We start from the raw sequence: 25183 nt of genomic DNA, 5'->3' as shown, positions 1-25183 counted from the left end.
AGGAACGAGCCAAGGCTTTGAAGCGGATAGCAGGAACACACTTATATAGTAGCACGGAACTTGCTTTACTGAAAAAAAAGAAAACACTATCTGGTTTAAAACCTCTATCCTATATATAGGCTGAAATTGATTAACTGCTATGAAGCTTTGCAGTGGACAGCAGGAATACACCTATATAATAGCACGCTCACCTGCTTTACTGAAAAAGAATTAAGACCAGTACTTATACAGCATCCTACTCAAATGCTGTAGCTAAATAATAAAAAACTGATAAGGGTTTGTTCGGCTTGGCTCAAGGAAATTTGTAATTGCTATAAACTACAAAAGAAACAAATTATTTATTTACCCCCCCAACTTTTCCGCTTGATCCATCCTTGATGCCAGAGTTTGGGCTAGAATATGAAACCCGGCGAAAACAAAAAAGCCTCAACTTTTTCAAGTTAAGGCTTTTGTTGCGGAATGGACGGGACTCGAACCGAAAACCTATATCTTTGATAATGAATATTTTAAATTATAAGACGCTTGCCAACTCACTATATGCTCACCATTTTTTTGCAACTATTTGACTGTAATTGACTAAGTTAAAGATAGTCAATAATATTTTTTGTTGCAAATAATGAATAACTTCTTTGAAAAAGCAGAATCCGTCATTTCTATAAGTTGCCAATTTTAAATATATTATTCCCGCGAATCTCTTAATCCTGAATAATCTTTTTATAGGTAGATCTAAGTTATTGCCTAAGGATATTGAAATGCCTTTCCAATCAACCGTATCATGTTTGAGGAAATATTGGGAAACTTCTCGCACATCAAGTAATTTTGGTTCATTATCAATCCCAATGGAATGTAGGTTGTTAAAGTAGTCCTGATGATCCTTAAAGCCCAGCACTTTATGGTTCTTAAAATTGATCACAAATCAGGCTGCCTCAATCTCTGGACCGTTCAAAATCATTTTTTCTCCAGAAATGAAGATAATAGAATCTACATCATTTACTGACCTGACACCTGGTATACTTAATCGTACATCAGAGGCATCAACAGATCTAACACCCCAATTCCCAGGCCTAAGTGTAACTATTTCATATGGCTTAATAATTGGAACCCGCCCCCAATCCATGCCACCTTTGTCTGTATAAAATTCATCTGATTGTTTGCTGTTTTTTGAATTATTGCCACAACCGGCCATAGACAAAATTGTAATTAGAAAAAAGATATACTGTTTCATTTTTTATGGTTTAATAGTTTCTGTCCAATTGGCTTCTACTTTCATGTCCATGCTTCCTCCCGTGAGTCCATGGTATACTGTGCCAGGTACGAAGCTGGCGATATTATAGCTAAACGACCTAGATTCCTGTGGTGTCAAATCTAGGGTGTCGGAGGTGCTAAGTTGAACTACAAACAGTTCCATCAGGCATAATTATCGCATCAGCATCTACCCACGAAAGATGAATTGTCCAAGTTAAAGCATTTGTTGTTACATTCACTCTATTGGGTGACAGGAATTACGTGACTGTCTTCATGAAAGAATTAAGAATTTATTTCATATGAACGTATTATCCATCTTTTTGCATGTTATGTCTATTTAGGACACCAACTAATCCATGTATTTTAGCTAGCCGCCAGTAAAGGTATAATGTGTAACTGACCAGATATATAAAAAATATACTTCCTTCCTGAAGCGCTGCTGAATAATTACCACATGTTCTGATGGAAAAAATAAATTAAGCTCATGAAAAAAATAATTAAATATTTTAGGCATTTCCCCCTTTGCTTTTGCTATTCAATGTATGGAGGTCCCTGTGTGCCGAAACCAAGAATTTTTTAATGGCATAAAGTATAAAGCAAAAAACATTAAACTGACTATGCAAATGATATTTCATGCCTAGTACTTTAATACAATAGCTAAGAGAGATCAGATTTTTCTTATATACGCTCACTTAGGTCTTCACAACGAAAAAAAAAAAACATCATCTGCCCTAAAACAGCAAGTATTTTTTCCTCAAAATCATTTCTAATGCTCTCTTTAAAAAAAAACAATATTCTTCTTATTTCACTAATAATCATCACACTTGCCTCCTGCAGTAAGGATAGAGAACGCACACAAAACATTGCTTCCGCCATCACACACACTGCTGAAAATCTACATATTACCGGCCTGTCCTACCTAGTCTGTCATCATGATAAGGTTGTGGATTCACATTTTCAAAACGAAAACCAGGCACTTTCTATTCAGGATTACAATAGCATTGAGAATAATTTTTCAGGTCCAATATTGCTAAATATGATGATAAAGGAATTTTTGATCAATGAACATTTAAAGCTAAAAGAAATTATTCCTAGCCTCAGGACTGACTCAATCACGGCTAGAGACCTGATATTCGTCAAGTCGGATCAAACATCGCCGTGGCTTAACAAAAGAGAGCTATTAAATAGCATAATCGGTAAAACGATTAATTTTAAGCGGGGTAAGCATGCCGATCTTCTTAGTGTTTTCAAAAACAGAACGCTCAAGCTGGAAAAAAAACCAACCATAACATCTGTGTTGAAAAACGCTTTTTCTGTGTCAAATTATTTCAACAAAAACTTCATAGAATACAGTTATCGGGATACGGCCATCAAGAACATTATCCCGACCTGGTATACACGTAATCTTTCCGGTTTCTTTGGTTGGAATGTTTTTAAGTTTCAAAAAGAAACCATTTTATGGGCATCATTCGACCTGAAAGATAAGACTGTTCTCTTTATTAAATCATTGGATCGCGACCTTTTCATCTCCATTGCTTACAATAAGGTGGATATTTTCAGAACAGATTTTCTACATAAAAGGGACATGTTACAATCTCCCTTTGCACTTACGGTGCTCAAAACTTTATTTATTCCCAGGGAAATTAACGATATAAATTACAGTCAGGGACTGAATGAAATAGAGCGTGCTTTTGCCAAAGCAAAAGGCTTGCCTTCATACATTTTCTTGACGCGCGAACTTCTTGCTTATGCTAGGTTCCAGGAATACTCAGGCAATAAGAAGAAGGCCCGCAGTCTTTATAATTTATATGATCGCTGCCTTGATCATTCCCCATCCTTTTCTTACCTCCACTCCTCACCGATAGCTGAAATAAACTATGTTCCCGATAACCAGAATATTGTTGTTCCTTTTGAAATCGATAGGGACACGATATTAGAGTTCTTTGGTGCCGGACAAATGATGATGAAAGATGATTATATTGCTAATCCTGAAAACTACGATCACATCCAGATATACCTAAATAAAAATATTCCTCCACAGGACATCAGATATGAGGACCTACATCTTTTCCAGTACAATTATGGGCTAAAAACTGTTAGTGGGATGAAAGATAAACAACTAACAGATAGCTCATATCTGAATCCTGAAATAAGATTTGTGTTTAGCGATCCCAAGGAAAACATTTATGTTTTAGAGACACGGATACCTTGGTTGGCGATAGGTTTTGATCCTCTCAAGAAAAAAAAAATAGGGGCTAATCTTTTTATTGGCGATAGTGACCTTGAAGAAAATTACCGCAAAAGTATGATATCATGGGTCGTAAGATCAAATGAATACTGGAACGATGCTTCAAAATATGGACAGATTATGCTTTCGGACAAGACAGGGAGAACCGATTCCCTTAGAAACTATTGTTTGAAAACCAATAAGGCGCCATTGATCGACGGTCTCTCCGATAAAGTATGGGACAGGGCATCCTTTTCACCAATAATTATCCCATATATTGGAAAATCGACTGCTTTTGACAGTTCTGCCAGATTTAAAACCCTTTATGATAAGGAATACATCTATTTTTTAATAGAGGTAACTGACAACTGCAAGAATAAAGCGGGTATCCTTACACTGGACAAATGCTGGATTACCGATTCACGTAATGGTGAAATAATCTGGAAAATGCAGGGCAATGTGACAAATTTTATGCCTTCATTTTTTGTTAACGATAAAATAAATATAAAAAAAGGTTCTTATCAACTGCATTACAGATCTGATAAAGGCCATTCTTTTGAGGGATTTTACGGGCCAGTTCCTCCGTTTGGTCTATATGGAGCCCAAATTTATAAATTATCCTCGAATCACTATTAAGTATGAAGCCCTTATTTATAGTTTTAATCTTTGGCATCTGCCTCACGTTCATCTCCTGTCACAGTAAGTATAATACCCCTCTGGAAGAAGCGCTACAGGTGGCAGATAAAAATAAAGGTGAGTTGATAAAAGTTTTGAGCCATTATTCGCAAGCAAAAGACAGCTTAAAATTCAATGCGGCGAAATTTTTGATTCTCAATATGCCAATCCATAAAGGATATCAACGGAATTCTATCAGTGCATATACAAATATATTTTCCATCATCGATACGCTTTCATATCGTCAAGAGCGGGTAACCAATGAGGACAAAATCCATATCGGAGATTCCGTGGCACAGATAGTAGGTTTCCCTGAAATTAAGAATGCAAAAACCATAGAGGACAGTAAGCTCATCTCAGCTGGTTACCTAATCAACAATATCGATTTTGCCTTTGAGGCATGGAAGAAGGCACCATGGTCTAAAGATGTAAATTTTCAAGACTTCTGCGAATATATTTTACCATACCGGATAAGGGATGAGGAACTGCAATACTGGCGGCCCCAGCTTTTGACTGAATATGCACAGATGGCACACCAAGCACCCAATGGAAAGAGCATCAAATCTGTATTCGATTTTATGAACTGGAACCTAAATACCCAAACAAACTTTACCGTCTTTTTTAACAGCTATTTTCCCTTTTCTCAAAGTATCAGTGATGTGATTAACGGTAAGATTGGTGGCTGTGAAACTACTACGTTTTATTCTGCAACTGTAATGAGATCCATCGGGCTTCCTGTTGCTGTAGATTTTATCCCTCATTGGGGAAGCACGAATAATGGCCACTATATGGTTAATGCGATAGATCGCAGCTCAAAAACCGAATTGATTACAAATGAGAATATACAGAGGAATACTTGGAGCATAGTGGATTTTTCTTCGGAATACCTCAAAGAAAGACACCATTTTAGCGTTAGGGACATGCCACCGGGTATGTATGTACAACATGTGAAAACCATTCCAAAAATCTACAGGTATACCTATAGCAAAAATGAAGAGCTGGCGGAACTGAATAAAAATGTTCCCAAAGAGTACATTGCACCGGAATTTCGCAGAACCAACTTCAGGGACATTACCAATAGTTTTCTTAAAACAGGGATCTTTTCATTCAAGGTAAGTAAGGAATTTTTAAAATACCAGGTCGCATACCTGTGTGTTTTTGACATCAACGGCTGGAAACCAGTTGCTATACAAAAGATGAATAATGGAATGGTTATTTTTAATCAATTTGGACATAACGTCGTTTATCTTCCCGCTGTATTTGATAACGGAAAAATAATACCCATCCATCCACCTTTTTATTCAGACACATTAAATATCATAACCCAGCTGAGCGGAGAGGGAAAAGCAAAACAGAGCATTAGGCTGGCAAGAAAATATCCATTACATTCCTATACGGCCTATCATACTGAAACACTAAAGGGCGGACGGTTTGAGGGAGCAAACAAGATTGACTTTTCTGATGCGGATACCTTATTTAAAATTAACTACTTTCCTTTTTACATGAATGAGGTAATGATCGGTAACCCAAAGAAATTTAGGTATCTGCGGTATGTTGCACCAGAGAGAGGGAGCTGGGAAGCGGATAATATTGCAGAAGTACAATTTTATGGCTACGGTGAGGATGAACAGCTTATTGGTAAAACTTTGGGAAAGCCGGGGCTGCCAGGACATGAAATTGATAAAGCATTTGACAATGATATGAACACTTATTATCAGAATGCCCAGAGCAAAGACGGATGGATCGGCATTGACCTTGGTCAATCAAATGCAAAAAAAGTTTTAAAAATAAAATTTTGTCCTAGAAATGACACAAACTGCATTATGCCAGGTACAGAATATGAGCTTTATTACTGGCGTAACAGATGGGTTTCCCTAGGTATAAAAACCGCCATCAATTACCATATTGACTATCAAAATATACCAAAAGATGGCCTGTTTTGGTTAAGAAGTAAAAATACTGGTGTGGAAGAAAGGATTTTCAGTATTGAAAACGGCATGCAGAGGTGGTGGTAAAAAGATGATATCTAAAATAACAGATTATGTTTAAGTATGTAAAGCAATGTGATTTTGTGTTGATGATTTATGTGGTGGCGTTTACATTTAATTCATGTAAACGTATAAGGGAAACCGAACAAAACGGGACTCCATTTATTGAGAATATCAAAGTGGAAAATTTACCCGGAGCAGGAAAAATAATATTCAGGCTGCCAAAAAAATCGGAATATTTATATATGCTGGTGAGCTACCCCATTAGTAAAGAAAAGATACGGCAAATAAGATACAATCTGAAAGATCCACTCATTGTGGAGGGCTTTGAGAAATCAGGAAATTATCAGGTTACCTTGAACGGTGTGCGTAAAGACGGCACAATTTCTTCGCCTGTAACTGTAAACGTACACCCACTAACTCCTGATTACCTGGCGGTTAGCTCAACAATCAATCTGAAGCCTGATTACGGAGGTATCCGTTTGTACGGCTTGAACCGGAATAAAGCGCAGCTTTTATTACACATTGTCAAATTTGACAGCATTATTCAGCAATACACTGAAAAAGATTTATTTACTATCAACTCAGATCATTTCGACTTTTATTTAGGAGGGCTTTATTCTAATAAGCAGACTATCGGAGCATATGTAACTGATAATTTTGACAACCGATCAGATACATTTTTCAGGACATTAAAACCGTTCAAAGAAATTGAACTTGATAAAAGAAAATTTTATACCTACCCGTTGAAAAACGATAGCCCGATAGGTTTCGATTGGTATTTCAAATACTTGTTCGATGGCAATCTCGGCGAACCTGGGTGGCATACAGACAGTAAAAAACCAGGCAGTCTGATGATGGGGACCATTGGCTTAGGCCGTCCATACACGATAAGTCGTTTTGTCTTATACAATAGACTGCCCGACATATATCGATTCCAAAACCCTAAGGAGTTTACGATTTGGGCATCCCGAAAAAAAATGCCCAAGGATTGTCTTAATTGGCCAATCTCAGTCACAAAAGAGGGAGATGTCTTAGGAGACTGGATAAACATAGGTAATTTTGTTTTTCCTGAACCTCCTTCTGGCCTTCCAACAGATCAGATAAACAACGATGACCGTGAATATGGAATTAATGGGGTCAGCTTCAAAATCAACACAAAACTATCGGGCACTAGGTTTATACGTCTGCAGTGTACACAAACCTGGGGAAAGCTCAATTATGTCAATGCAAACGAGATTACACTATATGGCAGTATTGGTCGCTAACTGTCAACATAAACTGCAACTATTGTTTCTTTCTTTGCTCATCAATGAATATGACTTGGTTTGTCCGCTAATCGGCTCGCATGCCTGAATATAAAAATATCTGTTTTACCTCAGGGAACTTAGTAAAGAGAATCCTGTTATTTTAAATAAATAATATGTTTGGAAACCAGAAAAAAAGACCTTTATTTAATAAAAGGATTATTTTACCTGCGATTTTACTGTTTCTATTTCTGTTAATTTTAAATATACCATGGTTATTCTTACTGGTAATAATCTTCACACTCACCATTTACGCTAGCCGGCAATTAAAAAGAAACTACGTAATAGATATCATATTCACAGCTTTTTCTGTACTGTTATGCGTGGTACTGATCAGGATGTTTGCCTTTGACCTCTATAAGGTTCCAAGCGACTCAATGGAAAATTCATTTTTCATCAATGATAGGCTTATTATAAATAAACTTTCTTATGGCCCTAAACTTCCTGGAGACGCCCAAGATATACCTTGGTTGGGAATGTTGTTCAAAGATAAAGGAAAGTGGCCCCAAGTAAGGCTATCTGGAATATCAAAGGTTAAAACAAATGACATTATTGTATTTAGGAACAGTGCTGATCCAAGGAAATTTATGGTGAAAAGATGCATAGGACTCCCCGGCGAAAAACTGGTAATGAGCAACGATACCCTATTCATCGATGGACGTTTCATAAAATCACCAGAATCAGTAAAAAACATGTATAATATTATAGTTAAGCAAACGCAGGCTTTCATTGCTTATGCTAAACAGCACAGGATCGCTTTCAGTCTTAATGAAAACAGGAGTATCGATGCTTTTCTTACAGCAGACCAGAAAGGAGGGATACAATGCCTAAACGGGTTCGAACAAATTCGATACATTCGAATAGGATGGGGATTCTTTTCTGAGAAAGGAAAAACATCGAAATGGGATAATCCTTTGAAACATTGGACGGTCGACCGTTTTGGACCTCTTTTGATCCCGAAAAAAGGAACAACTATACACTTGGATGCCCAAAATTTGTTCTTATATAGCGGGATCATTTTCTCTGAAGATAAAACGGTTATGCTAAGTGGCAGCCGTCTTTACAGGTACGGTATGTTAATTGATAATTATACATTCGAAAACAATTATTTCTTTTTTCTTGGTGACAACAGGCATCAATCTTATGATTCGAGGTATTGGGGATTTGTTTCTGAAAAACAGATTGAAGGAAAAGTACTCTTATCATTGTCTGTAGGAAAAAGTTAAATCTAACTGCTTCCTGTCAGCTCCTTGTGAATGTAGATGCCAGTCGTTGCAAAAACGTACAGTTTTCTTTATAGAGCTAAACTGATAATATCCTCAAAATAGCGCGGATTATTGTTTTAACGACCATTAATCTTCAGATGGTTAAGAATTTCCTTCGGCGAGAGATCCCGGTTTTCAATGACGATACGCATTGAATTTTTCATTTCCTCCGTCGCAGGAGAAATTATTTTGACTTTGATCTTTAGAATATCTTCTGCAATTGAAATTGCTTGTTTCTTTTGATCGAGTTCCAGGCAATAGATTGCCAAAAGATATCTGGGATACAATCTGCTTGGTACCATGTAAGATGCCTCTAGGTATACCTTTTTTGCTAGTAATGATTGATTTAGCTTCCTATAGCACTCGCCTTTAGCTAACTGAACAGAATAACTGTTAAGCTTGGATTCGCTTTTACCCAAAATCTTGAGCGCGTCCCCATAAGCACCTGTCTTTAATGCAGCGTTCCCAAACTGGAAGAGAAAATCACCTTCGCCAGCCAAAACAGGGTGGGCTGAAGCGTAAAACGAGGCCGCGTCCATGTACTGTTTCCCCGAATAAAGTTGGAATGCGGTATCCCAATCAGTAAAAGCTGAGTGAAGCTTTTTAAGATAACGAAGTGAAAAAAATGAAATAACTATACATGCGGATATAAAAATATACTTCATTGCCTGCCAGGTATGTTTCCCTAAACGCGCCTCACTTATTCGATTGTCTTGCGCGGCCAAAAAAGCTACTATACACACAATATTGATTTTAATAGCAAGAACCTGTTCGCTATAGGAGAAAAAAGCAAACACGATCTGAGCCAGCAGCGTAAATTTTGCTATTATCGCCAAGGTCCCGCTACCTGAAGAAAAAATACGATAGCAAAAAAAAAGAACTAAAATGGTAAAGAAAATGCCCATCTCAGAAAGATAAAGTAGAAGCAGGTTAAAGGGATACCTTATCTCACCCGCCACATTCGAGTAAGCACTTAGTGCATGGTTTTCAAAATATCTGGCCTGGCGCCCCATGAGATCAACACTGAACCTGTCAAATCCGATTCCAGTATATAGGTGCTTAGAAAGCAACTCCCTGCTGGTACCCCAAACTAAAACCCTGCCATTGGCGGAATCTTTATTGATATCATATAGCAAAAATAGTATGGCCAGCGTCATAGTCACGGCGAGCGAAACTATTAGCCATTTGAACTTAGCCACTCTTTTAAAAAAAATCGGTTTTAACTTGTGGTAGACTAAAAACAGTCCACCTACAAAAATTGCAAACCAAGATGCTCTCGATTTACATGCAGTTATGGAAATGGCCATCAGTGAGAGGCTGATAACCAAAAAAAACATCTTTATTTGCATACCTGTTTTCTCTGGAACTTTCCCTCTGAAAATCTTTAGTATCCTCAGATCGTCTTTATAGATATAAAGCGCAATAGAAATAGATAAACCGCTCAAAATATAACCTGCATACGGTCCAGGATTGGAGAAATTACCAGTGAGCGGGAAATAACTGTTATTGCTCGGATAGATGCCGTAAAGTTGAAGCAACCCATAGATAGCCTGAACCGCTCCACCAAGAACACATGCATAGAAAAAAATAATGTAATTTACCCGATATTGTCTTAGTATAATGTAAAATGCTGATAAACCAATCAGTTCAATAAACCTCAATGAAAAGGCGGATGGCAAGGGGGAAAGGAATCTATCTAAGGCGATGTACAACACTGCTATACAAAGCAATATATCTATTCTGGTGATTTCCAATGCTATCTTCTTCTGACTGCATATCATTAATATGCAAAAAAAGAAAATGATGGTGATAAAGGAAGAGAAAAATATGACTTGGCCGTTGCGGATATTATACAAGCCTGGTAGAGAAAGTGATGGGACAAGGACAAGAATTGCTATGATACAAATCCAAATGATGTTCTTTAACAAGCTTTGGACAGCTACTCCCTGAAAACGTCGATTAAAAGACATGTATCACTTCTTTTAAGTACCTGTTTGTTGCTACGGGAAAATCCAGGGGACTTGTTTGAAAAATAAATGATGCAGATTTCTTATCCTTGGCAAGGATACAATAATAAGAAGTTCCTTGTTTATCAAAAGATGATATTTCAAATGGAAAATAATAAAAGTTTACTATTTTATCCTGATATATTCTTTTGTACTTGTAAAATTCCCCAATATCTGGACTATCAACCAGCACGGCAATATTCTCCTTTCCAATTTTCGCTCCAATTTTTTCAACATTGCTGAAAATGGAATCTATACATTGGTGGCAATTGTTCCTAATAAACCTAAGTACAAGAAACTTTCCATTTTTCAATTTACTAAGGCTATCGGTTACTACAGGATGGAATTTCAGATCTGAAAGTAGGTATTTATTTGACCTCCCATCATTTAGCGATTTTTCAAGTTCATTAAAAACCTTAGCCTCATTATGTCTTAGCCATGTCTGATAGAGGCAAAGTGAAAACAATCCAATGAAGCATAGTGACATCAATAGGTTTGTCTTAATATAAGATATTATCTGTTGCATTTTCTAAAGTGTTTGTTAAGTGTGTTTATTTCTTTCTCTTTTTTCCAAACTGTCTGGGATAATAGGATATTGTGGTCATAAAATACTGCTGCAGGGTCTGCTGGGTTCCGATAGTAAAACTATTCAGGCTACCAAAATTAATTACGCTGCTGTTCTGGTGGAGCAAATCGAGAGCGGAAAACTTGAACTCTAAGTTATTTCCCTTCATAAAACGGCAAGCCAGACTTACGTTCCAGATGGCGAAACTGATTGTATTGCTGTTGGATGAACTGAAGCTATTGAAAGTCAGGTCGCTGCTTAGAGCAATTCTTTTTGCAGGTGCAACGCTCGAACTAAAAGTAGTTGCTAAATTAAGACCGTCGTAAACATTATTGAGCGCAGTCTGACGTGAGCGATATGTTGAAAGTGCATAACGCAGCTCAAAAGAGAGGTATTCTCTTCTTGTATAATACAGGGAAAGGTTAGTACTTGTATTTAGGTTATCGGAAAAAGTAAATGTACCGTTGATATAATTTGGGGTTCTGGAAAAACCCGCATCACTGGCGAGTTTGACTTGCAACTCGGACACACTCATTTTGAATGCCTTACGGATATTCCCTCCAAGAGCCACATTTCTACTTCCATTAAGATTAATGGGATAAATCGTTTGGATATTGGAATTATTAATATAAATACTGTCTACGATATTGCTTTCAATCTGTGCTGCGGCAATAGTGAATCCATAGTTCAAAGTACTTTCCGTTGTTTCATCTTCATGGCTGAAACTAAAGGAAAGCATTCTTTTCAATGACTCTTTAAGCCTGAAATTTCCTTTACGAATATAATAGCTGTTTGTACTGTCGATCAAAGGAGCCAACTGTTCAAGGCTTGGTATGCCGATACTGGTGGTATAGCTCAGGGAATACCTTTTATTAAATTCAGTAAATTGATTGTTTGAATAAGTGATATTTACCTCCGGTACAAACCGGCTGTAGGATCTATTTGTATTCTGAAAGGATTTATCGGAAACGATAATCTGTCGTATCAGCTTTTGGCTAGCGGATGCGCTGAAATCCAGTCTCTTGGAATATCGATTGGATATATCCCTTGACAGAGATTTTCTTAGTATAAAACTAGGGCTTTCCTCTATCATATTGGTTTTTGTTCTATTGCTGAGGTATGCATTATCTCGGTAAGTAAACGATGGGTTATCAAAATCCTCGACGAAATTGGTGCTTTTCCGGTCTCCAAAACTCAGTGAGTTATGTACAGAGAAGTTAAATCCCCAGAGGGCTGTCTTACTAAAAAACATTTCTTTTAGATTCAGTAACTGCATGTCTAGCTTGTGTTTGATATACCTGGAGTCTGTCTGATATTTTCGATCGAACTTTATATCGGCAGAAGGATCTATAAAAGATTTAAAGTTCGTCAAGGTCAGACGCGTGTTGGCTGCATTATCCACAGCTATGGAGTAGGCTACTGCAAGGCCCTTGAATTTTTTCGGAAACTTATTGAAGTCTTCCCCCAAACTATAGTTGACACTGAAGTTAAAGCTTGTGTTTTTTCCATCAGATCGATCATTGCTCTGATTTGCACTAACAGGTCCATCTTTATTCAGGGAATTGATCTCGTTTTTATCTTCGTTATGACCAACCCCTTTTACGAAAAACTGGCTTATTTCAAGCACATGATTTCTTTTCCTGAGTTCATACCTGGAATCGAAATTAGTTGAATTATAAATCGAGCTGCCGATGTATTTCTTTTGGTCAAAAATCTTTTCGTCAAGGTTCAATGTTGTTGTTGTTTCGGAGGATGAGGATTTATCGTTTTTGCTATTCTGGTTAAAAAAATTGATGCTCAACGTGCTTTTATTAAAACTGTCGGGCTTTTCAATAAAATTGTAACTCATTGTAGATCCTATGGATACTGGTTTTGTTATTCCGCTGATGCTGAAGTCCGGTCTGTAGTCGATCCTGTTGCCAACGCCCTTGAAAGTGCTATTTCTTGACAGGGTAGCAACATCGCCTACGAGCTTATTTATATTATTTGAAGCTGCCGCTACTGTAATTTGAAGTTTGGGGCTGAACGCGTTTAACACCGCATCTGCTTCGTATCTCCCGGAACTTCCGTAACCTGCACTAAGCTTTCCAAAATATCCGATTTCCATCCCTTTTTTTAATTTCACGTTCATTTCCACGGTTGAATCAAGAGGATTGCTTTTATTGCCCAAGGTTTTATATACCTGTATTTTTTCAACAGCATTTTTTGCAATATTTTCAGTTGCAATTTTGGTGTCCCCACCAAAAAACTCTTTTCCGTTCACGAGGAGCCGCTTGACCTCCCGGCCGTTTACAGTAATGGTACCATCTCCCCAAACCGTGATATTGGGGATTTTTCTAAGCAGGTCTTCCACCACCGCGTTACTATCGAGTTTGAATGCAGAGGCATTAAATTCCAAAGTATCACCGTTCATAACAATAGGTGGTGCAGTAACCACGACCTCAGATAAGGATATGCTCTTTTCAACAAGATCGATTTCTTTGAACTGGTAAAGTTTTGTTTCCGGGGATATCGTGAATTTCATTATGAAGGGCTGATATCCCAGATTGTTTATTTGCAGCTTGAGGGATTGACCCAAAGGCAGCTTTGAAAAACTGAATTCACCATAATTATTTGTGATCTGGTAACTGATCAGCGTGCTATCGCCTTTGGATGCGCGGGAAACTGAAACTGTTGCTGACTTGAGTACAAAATTTCTCACAGGATCCCTGACAAGCCCGTTTACTGCACCTGTTGCGATAGTTCCCTTATCTTGCGCATTTGCAAAATCTACACACAGGAGTGATACAGCCAATAAAATTACAGGCAAAATGTGATATGACCAGTTAGCCATTTTTGGGTTTTAGTACGACAATGATTGGGTTGCTTTTCTTGCTCTGTGTTTTAAAATAGCGCGTCAATATCTCATTATACTGTGGCTTTTTATTTGCACTTTGCTGTTTGAACATAAAGGCGGCTAGAGATGAATAACTGGTATAAAGGTATCCTTCCACATACTGGCTAAAGCCTACGTTATTGTATTCATCAAAAGCACCGGCATCGGTTACCGGCAAAAAATACGAAGTATGATCTGGTGCGAGATCCGAAACAGCAACAAGCGCATTGTTCTTTAAGTTATAAATGAATGATCTTTTACCCTGGCCAAAAGTACTCAGGTTAAAGAACAGGTTATTCCCCGATTGGAACACATTATATATTCCAAAATATAAGTCGGTGTTTTTTAAAAGAAACTCCATTTTCTTTCCTTTGTAGGATGGATTTGACATAAAATCCCTTGGCAATGAGTTCACAGCAGGTAGAGTTATCTGAAAAGAAAGTTCTGCTTTATCAGGTCCAATTTCATAAATATTATAATCGTAATACCTGGTGTAAAATGCCCTACCGGGTCTCCCGGAATAAAACAGGCTTTTTCCGCTATTGATCATATTATCATTCAGTATCTGTTCAATCGCAAATGGAAAAAACTTATTGAGTATTTTTCCTCCTCCATCATACAGGGACAGTTCAAAATATGTACTATCTATCTTTTTGTTGAATTTTATCCCCGTACTGCTGTCCGGAATGAGGTAATCGTATTTTGGTGTGTTGTCCTTCGTATGTCCTTTATTTACGAGTTTTCCGTTTAAATCAAAGGTGAAGAGATTTTTTCCACTCTGTAGACTGATTAAAGTACGCATATCCTCCATGACCAACCTGAATTCGTCTATAGCATTGTCTTTGTCATCAGAAATTTTTGCCCCGTTGATTTTTGAAATAAATTTCCCCATTTTATCAAAAATCAGTATGGCCCTGGTATCCTGGTCATAAATAATAAACCGATCTTTGGTTACTTCCAGCCGTTTTATTTTACCAAAAAAGCTTTCTTTTGTAGTTTCAAGGGGAATAAATGTAATTTCGTCAAATACATCCGACACATTTAATCCTATAGTGTTTTTGGGGTCTATACGAACCGACTGTTTTTTTGAAATGTCAATGCCTTTTTGTTGCGCATTTACCATATTTAAGCCCAAATGGACCATACAAAAAACGTAGATGTATTTATTTAATAATTTCATACGCTCATCCTTTAAAATTATCTATTTGTTTCAATAAGATCCACGGATGGTTATTTCGACTTCAACTTGTATAGAATAAGTACTGGGTTACTTTTGTCATTGAGCACGGAATCTATATGTTTTGCATGGGCGGGAACCTTAGCCCATGATTTGGCATCCGATCTATATACCAACATCTGGTCTTTGAAATTGATCGCTTCTTTTACTGAAAGTATATAGTCATCATCACCATCGTGTCCAAAAAGATTTTCGAAATTGATCAGTTCCTGATCGTTTTTAACGAAGTTAAAACATTCTGTTGTCCTGTCTTTTTTGGAATAAATGACAATGCTTCCTTTTCCATAACTAAAAATCAAGAAGTCATTTGTTTCTCTAAAATTGGTGATGAAAAAACCATAATCATTTTTCATTGCAACATTGTAAATCTCGGATGCAGTGAGGTTTTTATTGAGGATTGAATCCGGCATGTTTCGTTGACCAAAATCGAAATCATATGCTGGTATTATTCTGTTCTTTTCATATTTATAAACTGTTGAGCTGTAAGGAAAAGTGATGTATTTTTTTTTACTGCTGAGTATATTGGGGAAAATTGTTGAAAAAGATTTGAACATTTCGGACACTGTCGTTCTTTTAATAAATGGTTCAATTCCACTATTATCAAAATTGCTTAATGCAGCAAGAAATTCTTCATCTTCAGAAGAGTTGACTGTTATTAATTTATTGTCTGCAACACCGATATTATGAAAATAATTTTTGAGCAAAACCTCGGATACAAACGTGCCATCAAGGTCATAGTATATGATTTTATATGGCCTATGGGAATGAATAATTATTTTTTTTCCGGCCTCGTCAATTGTAAAATCCATTATTCCGATATATTTACCCTTACCGCTTCCCACAGCATGTAGTTTTGTGATGTAAGTTCCGTTTCGGTTAAATATGAGTACGCTATTTGTAGAGCGGTCTAATAAATAAATCCGACCGTTATATAAATAAATCCGGTTAATCTCTCCGATTAGTGAATTCTTGGTTGTTTCCAATGCGATAACTTCTGAGGAAGCAAAACGTTTGCTAAAGTCCATAACCGAATTGGGGTCAACCAAGTTGAGTTTGATCTTTTCAGCGGTTGCAATTGGATCTTTACTTTGGCATGCAAGAAAAAAAAGACAGACGATAAGGATATAATATTTTCTTAAGGAAGAAAAGATAGGCATGTTCAGATTGGTTAGACAGTAAAAGAAAATCACAACAGCTTTAAACAAAATTTTAAAATGTTTAAGGGCCATTGGGATATTAATTGTAAGTTAAAATTGGAACCTAAAAGTATTGTATCACCTGTGCTAATAACATAGGGATGTTGCATGAACTTCTCAGGCTCAAATAACAATACTTGGTATAGCAGCAAATGCCACTATACCAAATATTTAAATTCACTTTGGATGGGGGATACCTGATCACCTCATTATGTAGAGATATTTTTAATGGTGGGCCATTGGCTGTCGATTAAAAAATGTCCTGGAAATGAACTAACAGGTTGTTTTCTCATTAGAGATGGTATTTTTAGGAGTACAGGTTATATTTCCCGTTCCCGTACAGAGTACTCTTACGAAGTCATAAGTTTTTTTACAAATAGTACCATCGGGTTTTACGGTAGTAGTCACTTCGCTTCCGCTCTCTTCCTGCTTTGCCAAATATTTTCGCGCTTCTTCAACTTCAGGATCCGCAGAAGCTGAGCTTTCTACCAGCGTTAGGTCCACCTTAGCGCCAGTTGTTTTAGAAATTTTCAGATTGTAAAAACCTAAGGCTGCAATCATTAAAATTAAAAGAGTTTTAATTGAGGTATTCATGGTTAATTCAAATTTAAATGTTGGAAATCTTAATTTACTGGTTTAGCAAGTTGTTTTTTCATTCGATGTCGTACCTGGTACATCTTCTTTACAGGATATTGGTCCCGTTCCGATACATATTGTCCTGACTAAATCATAGGATCTTGTACAGATATCGCCATTAGGTTTGGTTATAGTCTGGGTAACGTGAGTTGTTGTCACTGATTTGTCATGAACTTTTGCGCCTGCATCGATTTCAGGATCTGCTGCAGCCGAATTCTCAGTCAGCGCAAGGGTCATCTTCGAATCAGTTGCCTTTGTAATTGTTAGGTTATAGAAACCCACTGAGGCGACCATTAGGGTTGCCAAAATCTTTAGAGGTGTTTTCATACTTGATTGGTTTACGTTATTATTTAAATATAAATTGAGTTATAAGCATTTCTTACTGCCAAATTCCTGTAGATCTTTTTCATTTATTACACGGATATATCCATTAAATGGTATAATGCCGGAAAATCAAAACAGGAATACATCAACAATCTTCTCTTAGCGAAATTTCCTATCACGCCAATGACTTGATTTAAAAACTAATTATTTGGTTAATGCAAGTTATGAATATGCTATTTTTTTAAAAATGGATTATACGGCCTATTTGATGGATAATTCAATCATTATTCGAAGTTGTTAAGCATTATCTATAAACGCAAACTTACAGTTCATGAAGCCTTATTTATTACACTATCAGTATTAAATATCAGATAAGCTTGTGATAGCTATAACTTATAGATCAATCGCAGTTATCACCGCATAACTATTAAAGAATTAATCTATGAGAACATTATATTTGATTAAACCAAAAGAATATGATGATCAATTATTTTAAGCTTCGAGATCGTTTCAATTTTGCACAAGACACTTTCGATATTGGAAATCCGATATCTTGGAATCGATCGCATTTCTTAAAGCATTTGTTTAAAAGGATTTTCACCGTCCATGAAGACCACCTAAATGAATTTTATCATCACCATCTGGATTTTTATTTAGTTAACAACGCTATTGGGAGCGAGGAACACTTCTTTAGAAATCTTTGGGAGCTAATCGAAAGACAGTTGAAAGTGTTAATAGGCAGGGATATATATGCGGAAAACCATGTCAGGACACAGAAAGAAATTGAACATCTTAAGAAGTTCACTATGATCCTGATCTCATTGGATCAATGGAATATACACAAGTTTAATGATTCTGTGATTGCTCGACAGGAATCTGAGATCTTTGCTCTCAGCAGGCAGATATCGACCTTACGGTCGGATTTGCGAAAAGCGACTAGCTTAGAAACAGTACAATACATAAATATCCCAAAGGGTGGATTACTGAGTTTTCTCGATCTATGTATCCAGATGCAGGACATCAAACTCCCCTCCGGCAGAGAAATAGTCTTTGCTGAATTTCCCATCGTCTGGGTCAAACTCATATGCAAGTATTTTCGTGAAAACCATGAGGAGATTGATTTTAACCGTGTACGCCGATATTTCCCAAAAGACAGACGAAATCCTGGTAGCCGTTCATCTGCTATACCATCAGATCAACATCTTTTTGAGATCAAAGGGATAAAAAAAAGAAATTAAAATTCCTGGATCTATCCGTCATATCAAAGTGCGTCGATTGCTATCAATTGGTATGGAGTAATAATGCCCTGGTATAATTTAGGCTCAGACCTCACCAAATTACCACGCGGCTCTGCATGGTAACGAAAAAACATTTCAGCTTAATTTCTTTGTTCAAAAAAAGCCTGCAAAGGACCATGCGGCTTTTAAAATTAATTAAGGAGAATAGAAATGAATGTAGAACTAATCACAAAAGAAGACCTAAGGAACCTTAAGACCGAAATGCTAAATGAGATCAGGCAGCTCATTAGACCAGGGCAACCTGAAAACAGGCAGTGGCTAAAGAGCGCTGATGTACGAAAACTGCTGAACATTTCACCGGGTACATTGCAGAACCTCCGGATCAATGGAATACTGCGATACACCAAGATCGGGGGAATGATATATTACAAATTAGAGGATATAACAAAACTTTTGGAGGGCAGGGAATGATCGGTAGCGAAAGGAAAACAATGAAAGATTTCTGCATTTTGAGAATTTCCCGATTAGGATCGGACAGCAGATTGCTGTCCACCCATATCAGTATCCTTACTGCTATATTTATATGTTGGCAGCATAACGATTTTCGGGAGCCATTTTCAGTTACAAGGAGAAAACTGATGGCCTACTCAAAGATTGCATCGATTGCGACCTATCATAAACGGATGAGTGAACTGATCGCCTTTATGTATATCAGATACCAGCCCTCATACCACCCACAAAAAGGAAGCTTGGTCTGGTGGGCGGAACTCGAATAAAAGAGATTAAACAATTTACAGATATATGTAGATAGCAGTATAGGTTGATATCTAAATATATAGCCCTATAACTATGGGGCTGATACTTTGAGGGGTTCGGGATGTAGCAGAATAGTCCTTTCCCCTCCTTCAGGGCTTCAGGAGCAAGCGGAAGTTGGGCAGAGCCCTACTTTGCTTGCCGTCTGCTGCGCAAACGGGGTTAAAAGAACCCTCCAGGGGTTCTTTGCTTTTATTAAATGATCATCAGGCCTGAAAAAGGAATTCCATAAGGGGTGCGAAATAACATTATATAAAGCTAAACAGATACATGGATATGCAGGAAAGTTTGAGGACGGTAAAATACTCGGTGCAGGATGATGCCAAATTTGAAAAGATAGCACTGAAACTCGGGAGGTCGAAACGGCAGGTATTCTCACAGATGATAGATTACTTCTACCGCAGCAAAAAAGACCCTGTTGATTTTAATGATGAGCTCTTAAAAACCACAATGCTCAAAGGTCAGAAAGAACATATCGGCTTTATTAAAACGCAGGAAAAAGAACTGCTCATTCCGATAAAAAGGGATGCGGTAAGAATGATTGAAGGCCTCAAAAAGATTATAGACTGCTTCAATACCCAGGTGCTGAAATACAATGATGAGGTTATCGGGAACCAGTTGGCGCAGACGAAAAAACTGTCTACCCTGAATGTGGCGGTTGAAAGAATGGAGATTAAAATGGAAACAAAGCAGAAACTGAAGGAAAGGTTTCTTTATCTGCTGAACAGTTATATCAAAGAAAGGGATTCCTTTAATATGATGACCTCTTCGAAAGAAAAAGAGGAACTTGCAAAATTGACACGTAAACAGATAGAACTTCTTTAAAATGTTTATCAATATCACAGATAGCGCGGCGGCAAACAACAAGGGCAGCAGTGGGAAGCTTGTTAATTATCTTGAAAAGGAAAATAGGCTCTTTAACAAGGACGAACCTGAAAACTGGTTCAACCATATGGCAGTCAATATAGAGCCCTATGAGGTGAGGCAAGCCATCGACAACAATATTGCCAAACTCTGCAAGACCGATGCGAAGTTTTTTTTGGTCAACATCAGCCCCAGCCAAAAGGAGCTGAAATATCTTAATAATGAGTTTGGGGAAGATGGTCTAAAAGATCAGATTAAGATCTTTGCCGAAAAGGTAATGGACGCTTATGCCAAAAACTTCAGGCGGGACGGGATCAGTTCCGCGAAAGACCTTTTGTGGTTTGCAAAAGTAGAAAACAACCGTTATTATACCTATAAAGATAAAGAAGTGATAAGGGGGGAGAAAAAGCGTGGAGAGGTCAAAAGCGGAGATCAGATGCATATCCAGATTATTGTCAGCCGTAAGGATGCCACAAATAGGATCAAGCTGAGCCCACAAAATACATCGCGCGGAAAAAATACCGAGCATTCAAAAAAAATGGGGCAGTTTGACCGAGTGGCTTTTAAGCAGTCTGGAGAAAGCCTGTTTGATGAACTGTTTGGCTTTGACCGAAGTCTAAAAGAAACTATGATTTACGCAAACACACAAAAGAACGGCACCTTGTCCGAACGCATCCAGATGCAGGAACTGGAAGAAAAAACGGACTGCAACGATATCGGGCAAACCAAAGGTCATCACAATAATGAAATTTTACCGGAATTGTGGCTGCCCGCTGTTGAAACATATAGCCGTGAGGGTAGCCCGGCGGGATCTGTTAACATCGGTATCCAGGACGATATCGATGATGAGGCCATCAATGGCCGTAACCGTCAACGAAAGAGGCAGGCACGGACCAATACACGGTAAAAATAATCTGAGGCGGCTGTTATGCCAATCCCCACCGCGCATTTGCGGCCTGCAAAAACCCCTCCCCACATACCCTCCTCTGTTTTAGCTTTCGCATTTACGGAAGAAATTCCCGGGGCGCAGCAGTTACCGCATATTGCATGATCAGTTAACTTCTTAGCGGGTACGACCTGCCCTCCCTATGTACAGGCAGCCGTAATAATTAATTTGCCACCAATAATAGTGGGCCGGCATTTGGCCTGTCAAAGGGTTTCGCTCCAGTTCCAACCTGGAAAATGCACTTGCGAAAAACCATAGTAGTTGTATCCTAATTTTAAAATGGGTAAAATCTGACGCAATCCTGTCAGTTTTATGGCCAAATAAAACAGTCAGTGAGACACAGAAATATGCTCACCCTACGGCTGTACAAGCAGCCTCTTATATTTTTAAAACAGTGTTTCCAAGGAAACCCGTTTCAATTTTATTCAACGATAACCTGAATACCCGCTTTCGCAGCCTTAAAGCTGATCTTATCCTTTAAACTGTAATAGCTCCAGTTCTGTAACAGGTAGTGGTCCTCCTTTGCAATTTCTTCTTTTTCCTGCTGGTTGATCAAAAGTAGCGTTGCTGCCCGGTGTTTCACGCAGAAATCGATCAGCATCCTGCTGTAAACGTGCAATTTTTGCTCAACATACCGCTTTTCCATGTGCCGATAATCCTCTATACTTTTCGCCTTCCGTTTTTTACCGTGGCCTCCGCGGTTAAAAGCCACCGCTTTTTTCACCCTGTCAACAGCCGACCGTATCGCCAGCCTGCGGTGGAGTAATTCTTCCCTGTTGCCGATGGCATGCTCATAGTTACCGATCTTTACGGTTACCGGGTGCTCGATCGACAGTGAGGCCTCGGCGATAATGGCAGGATCCAGAGTGTGCTGTTCCTTTTCCTCTTCTATGGCTGCCAGCAGAAATATCTTTCCTTTGTCCAGCTGTATATGGCTGGCAAGCAGCTTTAATGTTCCCTCCATAATCCTTTCAAGAACCATTTTCTTATCTGACCTGTCTTTTCCCAGATAGGTTTTAAAGGGGATCCGGAAAAGCCTGAAAGTGAAATTCCTCCTGTCGGCTGTTTTGGCCATTTTGAAAATTACCCTGGCACCGAACGGCATTGCTATATTCCGCTTGTAGTTCCTAAGGGATCTTTCCCCTTTCCAATACGCATCCTTTTCTTTACTGAAGTAAGACAGCAGGGTATGGTTAAGGTGGCTCAAAATGTTTGTAGGGATCTGTCCTTTGAAATGCTTTGACAGCAGTGTGTATGTTGTGCTCTCCCGTGAGCATTTAAGGATTCCGTTCTCCTGCTTCTTCTCATCAGCTATCTTTAGCCTGATCTCCTCGGTCAGGTAAAAGAAATCCCTCACCTTTTCCTGGATGAAAAGGTGGCTCATGATCATATTAGCTGCACGGAAACAGATCCACTGCCAGTTATACAATTGACCGATTGCATTTTTGATCACCTCCTGATCTTCGGAATCGATCAGCAACTGTATCTTACGGATAACAACCATTCTTGTCTTTTCCATATCATGTGATTTTTGTTTTGCGGATTTTAAGTGAAGCGGCAGCGAAAGCCTGCTGGATATATCCCTGATCAAGGTTTAGGGCCATAGCTATCTCATTGAAGCTGTACTGGAGTTCATAGCGCATCTGGAGGATAGCGGACTGCTCTTCACTGACATCACCCTCGAACCTGAACTTACTGGTCTTTTCAATTTTATTGAGTTTTTCCGTATCGTTGATAACCGCCTTTAAGCATTCGAGCGTTTTCTCCACCTTTCTCGCTACTTGATAATCAGAGATACCACCAATATGCCAGGCCATCTGGCTATAATCAAAGGAATATTTTATGCAGAGCCTGATAAAAAGTTGTTGGTCTTGGCTGAGATTCGGTAGAACTGCTTCAACCCGATCCCATTGTTTTTTTTCTTCTTCCCCTCGTTCATGATGATAAAGGATATCCGTTTCATCATCATGAGTAGGATCATATCCGCCCAAAAAGTCCTGATAGTTTTCAATTTCATCCAGCCGCAGCATATTCCGCTGGAACCTGCTTGATGAAGTTTTAAAGTATGCCCTGCAGCCATCTGAAGTCAGTTTTCTTACAAAAGTCTCGATATGCTCTGGGCAGATAATAACTTTTCTGGATAACCAAAGCCTCAAGAATGCTTCATTTACGATACATCCCGCATTTACGTCATCTTTTATGTACCTGAAGCCATAATAATATGTCCGTGGATATAATAGTTTATAGAAAAACTCAAGCCCCTTCTCATTGCCTTCCTTGAATTTGGTGAAATTTATAGCCCGGCTTGGGTTTAGTTTTATTTGTTCCATAATGATCTTATCTAAAATATTTGTAAATGACCGATGGAATCGGACCTCACAACTATGATATTAAACCTACTTTTAATTATAGAAGGGCTGGTGTTAAGACTAAATACCGCCATGAACTTAAGCCCCTCAAGCGTGGGGATTGCCAATAATCTATTTAATTTTTTTGCTAAAACTTGAGCCTTTAATCTTGCTTGTACATTCTTGCCAAAAAGACATAGCATAGCCATCACGATTATTTTTATCGTTTGTTTCATGAAGTTTGTAGTCGATGTGAAAATGTTGGCTGAATGGTTTCGGTTACAAAACAAGGCTAAAAGAAACCCTACTTTTTTAAATTGCTTATTCTTATTACCAACTTAAAATTATACTGGTCATAAGAAGCATGTCCCAGTACCTCAAACAGGGCTTTTTATGATTAATTGAAAAAGCTGTTTTGCAGACTGAGCTGGATTTGGCAAGCCTAAAACAACACAACCCTCTCCTAACTTTTTTACAAAAGTAAGGATGATTGGGGTTAATATTCTATGTTGTTTTTCCATTCCTCGTAGTGTATACGAGTCTTTCGAAAATACCACAGGTTGGGCCATATTTTCTGCTGACAACGAGGTACTAGCACTAGAACCAAGACGCAGCATCAATAGGAACCCATCCCTGCAGATTGTGCAAATATACACAATAACAGTTATGGGTTTACTCCTATCATCTTGCGTCGTTTAAAAGTGCTAGTTTTCGTTGACAAGACTCGTGAATAAATCCATATACGTTCCTAACAGAACGTATTAATTAATTTTAAATGTTTAAAATATAAATTTGTAGAGTAATTACATACAAATATAGAGTAATTACATTCATATACAAATAAATTCCCAACTAAATTTTTCATGGCTTAAATTTATTCTGATCAATCAAAAGATGTGTGGGAAAAGAAACATTAACAAAGCTCGGGCTTTATTTATCTAAAAAGCCCTTAAGTCAGGCTAAACTTTCACGTAGAACAGGGATTTCTAAGGATAGGATTAGCAAATTGCACATTGATATTAAATCTAAACCTTCTATCGAAGAAATATACCTGATTGCTTTAGCACTAGAAGTTAAATATAATGAAATTGTTGAATTTCTATGTGAAGGACTTAAATTGCGCCCAGAAGAAGAATGGGATTGAAATGTTCATTTACATGATATTACCATTAGTCTGAAAAACAGGGGGAGCTTACCAAACACTTATAAAGTAACTGTTAATGTTTTTCCAATTACTCATTCCTTTCTTTATTTTCCTGAACCATAGTCATAATTAGTGATATTAACGAGGGTACCAAGGCGCTGATAGTTACAGATATTAATTTTACTGCTCTATAAATGTCAAATCTGCCAATCCAAATAAGCAAAATTTGTTAATGCCTTTTATTATAAAATAGAGCTTTGGAATTTGACTTAAGAAAATCAATT

20 protein-coding genes are annotated in these 25183 nt (G+C 37.9%); 9 read left to right on the top strand and 11 right to left on the bottom strand.

Annotated elements, in window-relative coordinates; all coding sequences use genetic code 11:
- Positions 1-916: 916 nt before the first annotated feature.
- A complete protein-coding gene (locus DRW42_RS25565) occupies positions 917-1225 on the bottom strand; it encodes a hypothetical protein (RefSeq protein WP_147243810.1) in 309 nt (102 codons plus the stop codon).
- Between the two features lie 789 nt (positions 1226-2014).
- Between DRW42_RS25565 and DRW42_RS25560 the strand changes: the two genes are divergently transcribed.
- From DRW42_RS25560 to lepB, 4 genes are all read left to right on the top strand, one after another.
- Positions 2015-4108 carry a sugar-binding protein gene (locus DRW42_RS25560; RefSeq protein ID WP_113951714.1) on the top strand — a complete coding sequence of 698 codons (2094 nt, stop codon included), beginning with the start codon at positions 2015-2017 and terminating at the stop codon, positions 4106-4108.
- Between the two features lie 2 nt (positions 4109-4110).
- The gene (locus DRW42_RS25555) at positions 4111-6162 is read left to right on the top strand and encodes a discoidin domain-containing protein (RefSeq protein WP_113951713.1); all 2052 of its coding nucleotides are present in this window, start codon (positions 4111-4113) and stop codon (positions 6160-6162) included.
- Between the two features lie 26 nt (positions 6163-6188).
- On the top strand, positions 6189-7403 hold the full coding sequence (locus DRW42_RS25550) for a DUF5000 domain-containing lipoprotein (RefSeq protein WP_113951712.1): 1215 nt from the start codon (positions 6189-6191) through the stop codon (positions 7401-7403).
- 155 nt (positions 7404-7558) lie between these two features.
- Positions 7559-8668, top strand: a complete 1110-nt coding sequence (lepB, locus tag DRW42_RS25545) for a signal peptidase I (RefSeq protein ID WP_113951711.1) — start codon at positions 7559-7561, stop codon at positions 8666-8668.
- A 116-nt stretch (positions 8669-8784) separates the two neighbouring features.
- Here the strand turns inward: lepB and DRW42_RS25540 are convergent, their stop codons facing one another.
- The 7 genes from DRW42_RS25540 to DRW42_RS25510 all read right to left on the bottom strand — a co-directional run bounded on the left by DRW42_RS25540 (position 8785) and on the right by DRW42_RS25510 (position 17549).
- Positions 8785-10677, bottom strand: coding sequence for an O-antigen ligase family protein (locus DRW42_RS25540; protein WP_113951710.1), 1893 nt, complete (start codon positions 10675-10677; stop codon positions 8785-8787).
- Positions 10667-11239 carry a hypothetical protein gene (locus tag DRW42_RS25535; protein ID WP_113951709.1) on the bottom strand — a complete coding sequence of 191 codons (573 nt, stop codon included), beginning with the start codon at positions 11237-11239 and terminating at the stop codon, positions 10667-10669. Before DRW42_RS25535 ends, DRW42_RS25540 begins: the two co-directional genes overlap by 11 nt.
- Positions 11240-11264: 25 nt before the next feature.
- Entirely contained in the window at positions 11265-14111 is a 2847-nt protein-coding gene (locus tag DRW42_RS25530) for an outer membrane beta-barrel protein (RefSeq protein WP_113951708.1), read from the bottom strand.
- The gene (locus DRW42_RS25525) at positions 14104-15333 is read right to left on the bottom strand and encodes a 6-bladed beta-propeller (protein ID WP_113951707.1); all 1230 of its coding nucleotides are present in this window, start codon (positions 15331-15333) and stop codon (positions 14104-14106) included. Before DRW42_RS25525 ends, DRW42_RS25530 begins: the two co-directional genes overlap by 8 nt.
- 50 nt (positions 15334-15383) lie before the next feature.
- Entirely contained in the window at positions 15384-16547 is a 1164-nt protein-coding gene (locus DRW42_RS25520) for a 6-bladed beta-propeller (protein WP_158544404.1), read from the bottom strand.
- A 312-nt stretch (positions 16548-16859) separates the two neighbouring features.
- Positions 16860-17180, bottom strand: coding sequence for a hypothetical protein (locus DRW42_RS25515; RefSeq protein ID WP_113951705.1), 321 nt, complete (start codon positions 17178-17180; stop codon positions 16860-16862).
- A 42-nt stretch (positions 17181-17222) separates the two neighbouring features.
- Entirely contained in the window at positions 17223-17549 is a 327-nt protein-coding gene (locus DRW42_RS25510) for a hypothetical protein (RefSeq protein ID WP_113951704.1), read from the bottom strand.
- A 473-nt stretch (positions 17550-18022) separates the two neighbouring features.
- Here DRW42_RS25510 and DRW42_RS25505 point away from each other — a divergent pair, with 473 nt between their 5' ends.
- The 4 genes from DRW42_RS25505 to DRW42_RS25485 all read left to right on the top strand — a co-directional run bounded on the left by DRW42_RS25505 (position 18023) and on the right by DRW42_RS25485 (position 21368).
- Positions 18023-18784, top strand: a complete 762-nt coding sequence (locus DRW42_RS25505) for a hypothetical protein (RefSeq protein ID WP_113951703.1) — start codon at positions 18023-18025, stop codon at positions 18782-18784.
- 210 nt (positions 18785-18994) lie between these two features.
- Positions 18995-19255 carry a helix-turn-helix domain-containing protein gene (locus DRW42_RS25500; RefSeq protein WP_113951702.1) on the top strand — a complete coding sequence of 87 codons (261 nt, stop codon included), beginning with the start codon at positions 18995-18997 and terminating at the stop codon, positions 19253-19255.
- 612 nt (positions 19256-19867) lie between these two features.
- Positions 19868-20422 (top strand): BfmA/BtgA family mobilization protein, encoded by a 555-nt coding sequence (locus DRW42_RS25490; protein ID WP_113951700.1) that lies wholly within the window; start codon positions 19868-19870, stop codon positions 20420-20422.
- A 1-nt stretch (position 20423) separates the two neighbouring features.
- Positions 20424-21368 (top strand): DUF5712 family protein, encoded by a 945-nt coding sequence (locus DRW42_RS25485; protein WP_113951699.1) that lies wholly within the window; start codon positions 20424-20426, stop codon positions 21366-21368.
- Positions 21369-21828: 460 nt separating this feature from the next.
- On the opposite strand, the gene DRW42_RS25480 is transcribed toward DRW42_RS25485, so the two are convergent.
- The 3 genes from DRW42_RS25480 to DRW42_RS28900 all read right to left on the bottom strand — a co-directional run bounded on the left by DRW42_RS25480 (position 21829) and on the right by DRW42_RS28900 (position 24276).
- Positions 21829-22926 carry a hypothetical protein gene (locus DRW42_RS25480; RefSeq protein ID WP_113951698.1) on the bottom strand — a complete coding sequence of 366 codons (1098 nt, stop codon included), beginning with the start codon at positions 22924-22926 and terminating at the stop codon, positions 21829-21831.
- A 1-nt stretch (position 22927) separates the two neighbouring features.
- On the bottom strand, positions 22928-23737 hold the full coding sequence (locus DRW42_RS25475) for an RNA polymerase sigma factor (RefSeq protein WP_113951697.1): 810 nt from the start codon (positions 23735-23737) through the stop codon (positions 22928-22930).
- 395 nt (positions 23738-24132) lie between these two features.
- Positions 24133-24276 (bottom strand): hypothetical protein, encoded by a 144-nt coding sequence (locus DRW42_RS28900; protein WP_158544403.1) that lies wholly within the window; start codon positions 24274-24276, stop codon positions 24133-24135.
- 377 nt (positions 24277-24653) lie between these two features.
- Here DRW42_RS28900 and DRW42_RS25460 point away from each other — a divergent pair, with 377 nt between their 5' ends.
- Positions 24654-24899, top strand: a complete 246-nt coding sequence (locus tag DRW42_RS25460) for a helix-turn-helix domain-containing protein (protein WP_158544402.1) — start codon at positions 24654-24656, stop codon at positions 24897-24899.
- Positions 24900-25183: the final 284 nt, after the last annotated feature.

Source organism: Pedobacter miscanthi (assembly GCF_003315595.1).
Classification (GTDB): domain Bacteria; phylum Bacteroidota; class Bacteroidia; order Sphingobacteriales; family Sphingobacteriaceae; genus Pedobacter; species Pedobacter miscanthi.
This window is presented reverse-complemented; position numbering and strand designations above follow the sequence as displayed.

Bases quoted from the DNA above. Each gene is read 5' to 3' on its own strand.
- DRW42_RS28900 (WP_158544403.1), bottom strand. From the start codon at position 24,276: ATGGAAAAACAACATAGAATATTAACCCCAATCATCCTTACTTTTGTA.
- DRW42_RS25540 (WP_113951710.1), bottom strand. From the start codon at position 10,677: ATGTCTTTTAATCGACGTTTTCAGGGAGTAGCTGTCCAAAGCTTGTTA.
- DRW42_RS25520 (WP_158544404.1), bottom strand. From the start codon at position 16,547: ATGCCTATCTTTTCTTCCTTAAGAAAATATTATATCCTTATCGTCTGT.
- DRW42_RS25550 (WP_113951712.1), top strand. From the start codon at position 6,189: ATGTTTAAGTATGTAAAGCAATGTGATTTTGTGTTGATGATTTATGTG.
- lepB (WP_113951711.1), top strand. From the start codon at position 7,559: ATGTTTGGAAACCAGAAAAAAAGACCTTTATTTAATAAAAGGATTATT.
- DRW42_RS25560 (WP_113951714.1), top strand. From the start codon at position 2,015: ATGCTCTCTTTAAAAAAAAACAATATTCTTCTTATTTCACTAATAATC.
- DRW42_RS25485 (WP_113951699.1), top strand. From the start codon at position 20,424: ATGTTTATCAATATCACAGATAGCGCGGCGGCAAACAACAAGGGCAGC.
- DRW42_RS25500 (WP_113951702.1), top strand. From the start codon at position 18,995: ATGAATGTAGAACTAATCACAAAAGAAGACCTAAGGAACCTTAAGACC.
- DRW42_RS25525 (WP_113951707.1), bottom strand. From the start codon at position 15,333: ATGAAATTATTAAATAAATACATCTACGTTTTTTGTATGGTCCATTTG.
- DRW42_RS25490 (WP_113951700.1), top strand. From the start codon at position 19,868: ATGGATATGCAGGAAAGTTTGAGGACGGTAAAATACTCGGTGCAGGAT.
- DRW42_RS25505 (WP_113951703.1), top strand. From the start codon at position 18,023: ATGATGATCAATTATTTTAAGCTTCGAGATCGTTTCAATTTTGCACAA.
- DRW42_RS25555 (WP_113951713.1), top strand. From the start codon at position 4,111: ATGAAGCCCTTATTTATAGTTTTAATCTTTGGCATCTGCCTCACGTTC.
- DRW42_RS25510 (WP_113951704.1), bottom strand. From the start codon at position 17,549: ATGAAAACACCTCTAAAGATTTTGGCAACCCTAATGGTCGCCTCAGTG.
- DRW42_RS25565 (WP_147243810.1), bottom strand. From the start codon at position 1,225: ATGAAACAGTATATCTTTTTTCTAATTACAATTTTGTCTATGGCCGGT.
- DRW42_RS25530 (WP_113951708.1), bottom strand. From the start codon at position 14,111: ATGGCTAACTGGTCATATCACATTTTGCCTGTAATTTTATTGGCTGTA.
- DRW42_RS25475 (WP_113951697.1), bottom strand. From the start codon at position 23,737: ATGGAACAAATAAAACTAAACCCAAGCCGGGCTATAAATTTCACCAAA.
- DRW42_RS25515 (WP_113951705.1), bottom strand. From the start codon at position 17,180: ATGAATACCTCAATTAAAACTCTTTTAATTTTAATGATTGCAGCCTTA.
- DRW42_RS25480 (WP_113951698.1), bottom strand. From the start codon at position 22,926: ATGGAAAAGACAAGAATGGTTGTTATCCGTAAGATACAGTTGCTGATC.
- DRW42_RS25535 (WP_113951709.1), bottom strand. From the start codon at position 11,239: ATGCAACAGATAATATCTTATATTAAGACAAACCTATTGATGTCACTA.